The sequence below is a fragment of the Psychromonas hadalis ATCC BAA-638 genome (assembly GCF_000420245.1).
Classification (GTDB): Bacteria; Pseudomonadota; Gammaproteobacteria; order Enterobacterales; family Psychromonadaceae; genus Psychromonas; species Psychromonas hadalis.
The window spans coordinates 1-7582 of record NZ_ATUO01000162.1; the positions used below are offsets into that span (position 1 = coordinate 1).

The following is a 7582-nucleotide window of genomic DNA, read 5'->3' on the forward strand; positions in this document are numbered from 1 at the left end:
AATCCGCCTAAGTAACTGATCGTTTTTACTGGTTTAAATGACTAATATCTGCGTTGCATTCCATCGCAATAGCCGGCTATTACTCAATCATGCGCCTTGACCTTAGTCATTTACCCTGCGTAAAACCTGATCATTATATTAAGCGGAATGGTATTAGTGTCCGAGCTGACGACTGAATAAAGCACATATATCTAATTATCTGATATTAAAGCGCGATTTATACAACTCTTGTAGCGTTTTAGAACGGTCTTTATAGTCAATCACATCACCAATTTTTATGCTAATTTTCAATCCTTTAGTGTTATTTTTAAGTGATTCTTCCAACACTTTGTTGGCTTTGCTTTCTATAAATATGGGTAAAATGGGTAATCTATTTTTCATCGCGATGATCTGAGAGCCCTCTTTAAACTCAGTCAGCATTTCATCACTCTTATTACGCGTACCTTCAGCGAAGACACTAATAGAGTAACCCGTGGCAACATTCTTTTTAATTTCCTTAAAAAATGAACTCATTTTCTTTGATTCTCTATCGAGCAATACGGTGCCAGCATTTCGTGTGAACATCCCAAAGAAAAATGAATTATAAAGTTCTTTCTTGGCTATCCATAGACTGTTAATACCCTTATTTTTTAAGGCAATCTCGATAATTAAAGGATCAATAATACTGCGATGATTTGATACGATAATATATTGTTCATCCTGACTAACCTTGTCCAGTCCTTCAACATCAATACTAATATTCAAGCGTGATAATAGCGTTTCTGCGTATTCTAAACGAAGACTCGTCATTTCAACGGCAGTGCGCTCACCTCTAAGCTTAAGACCGAACTTATTGGTTAGATAAAGTGCGTATAGTGCTTGTTTGATTTGATTTGATTTGTTGTAAATTGATTTGATTTTATTTGATTTAATGTGATTCAGTGTCAAGATGACTCCGGAAAATGGTCGTAATAAAAGTTGATGTATTATAACAGTATCGCCACAATAATAAAAATAGAGTGTTACTCAATATCTGTGATCTGGACATTCAAAATTAAAGATTAGACAGGAATGGCACTTAAAAAGAGGCGCCCTGAACCTAGCAAAAATAACATTTCACTTGCACCAGAAAAACAGCAGGCGTGCAAGCCTGTTTCTGATTTAAACTGGATTATTTTTCTATTTGATAACGTTTTTCCCACTGTTTAAAGGCAAAAATCACCGTAAAGGTGAGGCACATATAAAGTAGTGCGGCTGCAAAGTAAGCTTCAAAAGGGGCATAGTAACGTGCATTTACCACGCGTGCTGCACCTGTTATATCTACAATAGTAACGATACCTGCGATGGCACTGCCGTGGATCATGAAGATGATTTCATTGCTGTATGCGGGCAAAGCGCGGCGTAACGAATTTGGCAGAGTAATACGGCGTAGGGTTTGCCATTTGCTCATGCCATAGGCTTTGGCTGCTTCAAGCTCCCCTTCGGGCATCGTCGCAATGACACCACGGACAATCTCAGCGGTGTAAGCGCCTGTATTTAGGGTGAAGGCTAATAACGCACAAAACCATGCTTCTTGAAAGTAGTACCACATCCAACTTTCCCGTAACCAGTCAAACTGGGCAGCACCGTAATAGATGATAAACAGTTGTACTAAAAGAGGAGAACCACGAAAAAAGTACATATAGACCCAGATAGGAAAACGGATAAGCCTATTTTCACTATTTTGGAAGATACCAACAGGAATCGCGATCAACAGTCCTAGCAACAACGATAATGTCACCAGCCAAGTGGTTGTCCACAGTCCATCAAGATAAAACTGATATTCATTAATGATGATTGAAAAATCCATTTTTTACCTCGTTTGGATGGAATATTTGCTTTCAAGATGCTTTAAAAACAAGTTTGAAATGGCAGTGAAGATTAAAAAGACAACGGCTACGGCCATATAGAAAGTAAAAGGTTGCTGCGTTGAGCCTGCTGCATCCCCCGCTATTTTAACCATATCTTGCAGGCCAATAATTGAAACTAATGCCGTGGTTTTTAGTAAGACTAACCAGTTATTACCGATGCCCGGCAGTGCATGACGCATCATTTGTGGAAAGGTCACGCGAAAGAATATTTTAGAACGGCTCATGCCGTATGCTTTAGCTGCTTCTATTTGCCCTTTTTCTACCGATAAAATTGCGCCTCGAAAGGTTTCAGCCATGTAAGCACCAAAGATAAAACCGATGGTCATGATACCTGCAAAGTAAGGGCTAATATCAATGTAATCTGGTAGGTAAGAAACCCACTCATGGGTTGAATCCGCATTGGTGAAATATTCATTTATCCTTTCATTAATGCTGTAACTGAGGTTATTGACAAGCATTTGCCCACCAAAAAAGATCAGTAACATTAAAATAAGATCAGGAATACCACGAATAATGGTGGTATACAATGTTGCGATAATGCGCAATATCCGTGAGTTAGATATTTTAGCAAGCGCGCCTAATAAACCAAGGGTAATGGCGAGTAGCAACGATAGCAGTGCCACCTGTACGGTTAACCAAGCACCTTGTAATAACAGACCTTGGTAATTTAAAAGTTCTTGCATAATTTTCCGTACCTACACGCTATTTTGAACAAAACAACTTAACTTTTAATCGATGCTAAGTCGTTATTATTTTCTTTAAATAAATGACAAAAAAAAGGAGGGTTACCCATCCTTTTATACAAGGTTATTAACCACCGTAAACGTCAAAATCGAAGTATTTATCTTGAATTTTTTGGTAAGTACCATCAGCGCGAATTGCTTTGATAGCCGCATTAAACTGCTTCGCTAAGTCTTTATCTTGCTTACGAATTGCGATACCTGCACCGTCACCAAACCATTTCGGATCGTTTAATTTAGGGCCAACAAATTCAAATTTATCACCGCCATCTTTTGCAAGTAGACCATCAGAAATGGCAGCAGAATCTGCCATCACGTAATCTAAACGAGTCGCTTTAAGATCAAGGTACGCTTCGTCTGCAGAGCCGTAACGTTTAATTTTAGCAGAGGGAAAGTTATCTGAGATGTAAAGATCCATCGTCGTTGCACGTTGCACACCAATTTTTTTACCTTTCATGAAGGCGTTTGTTGCTTGGTATTCTGTGCCTTTTAATGCCACAAAACGTGCTGGAATATGTTGGTATTTGTCAGAGAATGCAATTTTCTTTTTACGCGCTTCTGTAATGTCCATGGTAGCAATAATGGCATCAAACTTACGTGCCATTAATGCAGGGATAATACCATCCCAATCTTGTTTAACTAAGGTACATTTTGCTTGCATCTGCGCACATAACGCATTGGCGATATCGATATCAAAACCCGTTACCGTGCCATCCGCTTCTGTTTTACTAAAAGGAGGGTAAGCGCCTTCAACACCGATGCGAATCGTTTTCCACTCTTTGGCTGCCACATTAAATGATAAAACCAATACTGCCATTAATAGACTTAACTTTTTCATTGTATTTCCTTTTTGAATAAATATAACGGTTAGGAATCGTTACAAAATAACGTGTTCTAAATTATTTCCAAAAAACCTTAACTGACGGGTTATTTTGCAAACAAAAGTTCAAGTGATTTTGAAACTGATCCTTAATAAACAGATGATATAAATTGTTTAAAGCGCTCTGATGATGGGTTTTCAAAGATATCCTCTGGTTTGCCCTGTTCCTCAACTAAACCTTGGTGTAAAAATAGTACTTTATTAGAAACATCGCGAGCAAAAGCCATCTCGTGGGTCACAACAAGCATCGTTCTTCCCTCTTCTGCGAGGCCACGCATCACATTTAACACTTCCCCGACCAATTCAGGGTCAAGCGCTGAAGTGGGCTCATCAAATAACATCACTTCAGGCTCAACCGCTAACGCGCGCGCAATTGCCACACGTTGTTGCTGACCACCAGAGAGTTGCCCCGGATAATAATTTTTGCGCTCATACAAACCCACACGTTGTAAAATCGCTTCCGCTTTTACAATCGCCTCTTTTTTAGGCACACCTAATACATGCACAGGTGCTTCAATAATATTTTCGAGTACGGTCATGTGTGACCAAAGGTTAAAACTTTGAAATACCATCGCTAAACGGCTGCGAATACGCTCAACTTGTTTGAGTGAAACAGGCACTGCGCCGAGTTTTTTGTCTTGCCTCATCTCAATCAATTCGCCATTAACACGAATCTCACCCGAAGTGGGGGTTTCTAATAAATTAACACAACGCAATAGCGTACTTTTACCTGAGCCAGATGCGCCTAGTATTGAGATAACATCGCCTTTTTGTGCTTCAAGATCGATCCCTTTTAATACTTCATTATCAGCAAAGGATTTGTGCAAATTTTTTATGGATAAAGTAGCTTGGCTCATCGTTTAACTTCATTTAAAAATGGGAATATTGCTTACATTGTACCTAACTTTTAAACGCTAAATAGTAAATTTAATGCGAAGCTTTGCTCAGGCTTGTCTTTATATCAACGACAAAACAAATTAAATAAGATGCAACAACTCACCTCGCATTTACTGCAGTAAAAACAGAAAAAATAGTGATCATACGTAGAGAAAGCAAAATAACTTTACAAAGTAATTTGCCATGTTAAGGTGCGCAAGATCTCATTTTCATCCATCAATTAAAAAGGTACAGCCCGTGTCACAAACAATCAACTTAGCAAATCCAGCTCCACTTGGCCTAATGGGCTTTGGTATGACAACTGTTTTACTTAACATTCACAATGCAGGGTTTTTCCCACTTGGGGCAATGATTCTTGCTATGGGACTTTGTTATGGCGGTATTGCACAGGTGATTGCTGGTATTTTAGAGTTTAAAAAAGGTAACACTTTTGGTTTAACTGCATTTACTTCTTACGGTTTCTTCTGGATAAGCCTTGTTGTGTTAATGATATTCCCTATTTTAGGTTGGGCTGAGCCAACGCCAACAGCATTCATGGCTTGGTATTTTGTTATGTGGGGTATTTTTAGTGGTTTTATGTTTATTGGTACACTACGTGGTAATCGTGGATTGCAGTTTGTATTTGCGAGCTTGACCGTTTTGTTCTTTTTATTAGCTCTGCGTGATTTTACAGGATCGGTACTGATCGGAAGAATTGCTGGATTTGAGGGAATCATTTGTGGTTTAAGTGCAATCTACTTAGCAATGGCTGAAGTCATCAACGAGCAATATGGACGTACTGTTTTACCCATTGGTGAAAAACAGCTATAAAATAAAAAGCCGAGTTAGCGATTAAACAGTTAACTCGGCTTTTTTGTGTGTTTAAAACCGTCTTATAACAATGCGGGAATACCCGGCAGTTGTCCAACTAAGGCCAGTGAACCGACACAGATAATAAAGGTTATCAGTGGAATCACTAATCTATCCATAAATGACAGTGCATCTGAACGCTCTTTATCACCGATGAAACCTAAGTTATCTAATAACATAGTGGTTGCCCAACCAAATACAGGGTTAACTAATGCGCTTGAGAAGATACAGATACCCGCACTTTGTGAACTTTTCTCATCATTAACCATCTGCATACCCGCTTCTAAAAGAGGCAAGAAAACACCCACTAAAAGCGCAACACGTAAGACAGGCTCCCACATTGCTAAATCCATTGGAAAACCAAGAATAGAGAATGTCACACACAATACTCCCGTTAAGATTGCACCGCCCGGGATAGGACGCTTAGCAATAGCCGCGGGAATCATATACGTTCCCCATGAAGAGGCGACGTTTGCACCCCCTAATAAAGAGCCAACCATTTGACGAATAGAAACAACCGTCATGGTGTCATCAACATCCATTAGCACATTTTTTGCTTTTTTAGGGTAGTTAAGCTCTTGAAATACACGGTGCCCTAAGAAATCAGGAGACCACATTGCAACCGCTAAAATAGCAAACGGCACAACCGCAATATATTCACTCACACCCGGCCAGCCTAGTTTCCAACCTGTTGTTTCACCCCACCAGTAAAATGGACTCATATTGGGTAATCCCGGCTCGGTAACAAACTCAAACGGTGCGCCCATGACAAAAGCAACCACACCTGCAATCGCTGAACAGAGTGGAATAGCAACCCAGCGTTTTTTAATACGTGCAAGATATGCATAAACAGCAATGGTGATAAGAATAACAGTGAAGGGAATGGCCGCCATCTCAATGCTTTCACCCCAACTACCAAAACTTTTAATTTGGCCCATCGTCCCCATCGCGCCAAGAAAGATAAGCAGACCACCACGTACCCCTTCTCCTGTTAAAGTAACCAGTTTAGAGCCTCCTTTAGAGATACTCAGTAATAAACCAAAAGCACCAATTAAGATCCCTAAAGCAAGAGGATGTCCACCAGCAGCCGCAATTAAAGGGATAAGAGGGATCATTGGGCCATGTGTTCCCGCTAAATTGGCACGAGGATTTAAAATAGCTGAAAATAAAACAACAAACAGAACACCAGCAATAAGCATTTCAAAACGCACATTTTCAGCAACAAAAGCGGCATCTAAACCAAACTGAAGCGCAAATGCACCCGCCATCGCGGCAACCATGACTATTTTACCGATGGTTGCTGCCAACGCAGGTACCCAATCTTCAATCTCAATGCCAAAATCACGGTAGGGTAGATTTATTTTCCAGCGTTTAGGGTTAGTGATCAGTAATTCGTTATTCAGATACTCTTCGCGTGAGTTAAAATCACTCGCGGGTTTGTGTCTCTCTCGATAAGATAAGTTGTCAGCATCCTGCATTAGGTCGTCCTTTTAAGTTTTAAATTTATTAACAATAAATTAACAGCATGAGGGATGATTTTTTTGTTTTAGAACAACTTACATTGCAATCTATATTGATAGGGGAGGTTAAAAGTGGAGAGTTAATAGTCGGTCACGATTCAAACAACTTTTGTAGTTTTTTTATATTTATTGCTTGTTTTAGCATCATAAAATTTAAAAGTGAATAATACCCTACTTTAGGGGTAAGTTTTAGGCTGTGCAATTTTAGCTGTTAGCTGTTAGCTCAAAATCATTTTCTACAGGCACAAAAAAGCAAGCCGAAGCTTGCTTTAGGTTTTAACGATTAAGGAATCGTTACACAATAACTTGCGCTAAATTGTTTTCAAAAAGCCTGAAGTGACTGGCTATTTTGAAAACAAAAGCGCAAGTAATGTTGAAGCCGATCCTAGTTAACACTTATTCAGCAGCAGGTGCTTCTTTCTTTTCTGCAGCTTCTTTAATACTTAGACGTACACGGCCTTGGCGGTCTACTTCTAGTACTTTCACTTTAACCATTTGGCCTTCTTTCAAGTGATCAGACACTTTTTGTACACGCTCTTCACCGTTATTTTGTAAGCGTCAGGGCAACCACACCTTCATCTAATTTCTGATCTCAGTTATGTTATTTTCAAGTCAAATAAAAGGAAATAACAATGAAAATAACGCGCAACGAAACACAATGGCAGACCCTAGTAAAAAATCAACAAACCAGTGGGTTAACTATTTCAGATTACTGTCAACAACATCACTTATCAACGTCTAGCTTCTACACTTTCAAGAAAAAACTAGGCCTAACATCCAACAGCTTTGTTCGCGCTAAAGTGATAC

At 39.4% G+C, this 7582-nt stretch carries 8 protein-coding genes and 1 pseudogene; 2 read left to right on the top strand and 7 right to left on the bottom strand.

Annotated features, from left to right (window positions below; translation table 11 throughout):
- Positions 1-195 precede the first annotated feature (195 nt).
- From G322_RS0115640 to G322_RS0115660, 5 genes are all read right to left on the bottom strand, one after another.
- Positions 196-927, bottom strand: coding sequence for a lysophospholipid acyltransferase family protein (locus tag G322_RS0115640; protein WP_022942673.1), 732 nt, complete (start codon positions 925-927; stop codon positions 196-198).
- 223 nt (positions 928-1150) lie between these two features.
- The gene (locus G322_RS0115645; protein ID WP_022942674.1) at positions 1151-1828 is read right to left on the bottom strand and encodes an ABC transporter permease; all 678 of its coding nucleotides are present in this window, start codon (positions 1826-1828) and stop codon (positions 1151-1153) included.
- Positions 1829-1831: 3 nt separating this feature from the next.
- Positions 1832-2572 (bottom strand): ABC transporter permease, encoded by a 741-nt coding sequence (locus tag G322_RS0115650; RefSeq protein ID WP_022942675.1) that lies wholly within the window; start codon positions 2570-2572, stop codon positions 1832-1834.
- 127 nt (positions 2573-2699) lie between these two features.
- Complete coding sequence (locus tag G322_RS0115655; RefSeq protein ID WP_022942676.1) at positions 2700-3467, bottom strand: ABC transporter substrate-binding protein; 768 nt, start codon at positions 3465-3467, stop codon at positions 2700-2702.
- Positions 3468-3598: 131 nt separating this feature from the next.
- A complete protein-coding gene (locus G322_RS0115660) occupies positions 3599-4366 on the bottom strand; it encodes an ABC transporter ATP-binding protein (protein ID WP_022942677.1) in 768 nt (255 codons plus the stop codon).
- Between the two features lie 277 nt (positions 4367-4643).
- Between G322_RS0115660 and G322_RS0115665 the strand changes: the two genes are divergently transcribed.
- Positions 4644-5216: an acetate uptake transporter gene (locus G322_RS0115665; RefSeq protein ID WP_022942678.1), complete on the top strand. Its 573-nt coding sequence runs from the start codon at positions 4644-4646 to the stop codon at positions 5214-5216.
- A 62-nt stretch (positions 5217-5278) separates the two neighbouring features.
- Here G322_RS0115665 and G322_RS0115670 read toward each other — a convergent pair whose 3' ends face one another.
- On the bottom strand, positions 5279-6733 hold the full coding sequence (locus tag G322_RS0115670) for a DUF3360 family protein (protein ID WP_022942679.1): 1455 nt from the start codon (positions 6731-6733) through the stop codon (positions 5279-5281).
- A 438-nt stretch (positions 6734-7171) separates the two neighbouring features.
- Positions 7172-7315, bottom strand: a pseudogene (locus G322_RS22955) (S1 RNA-binding domain-containing protein); the annotation flags it as partial.
- A gap of 92 nt (positions 7316-7407) precedes the next feature.
- Between G322_RS22955 and tnpA the strand changes: the two are divergent.
- Positions 7408-7582 (top strand): IS66 family insertion sequence element accessory protein TnpA (tnpA, locus tag G322_RS24890; RefSeq protein WP_022942681.1); only part of this gene is annotated, 175 nt, incomplete at its 3' end.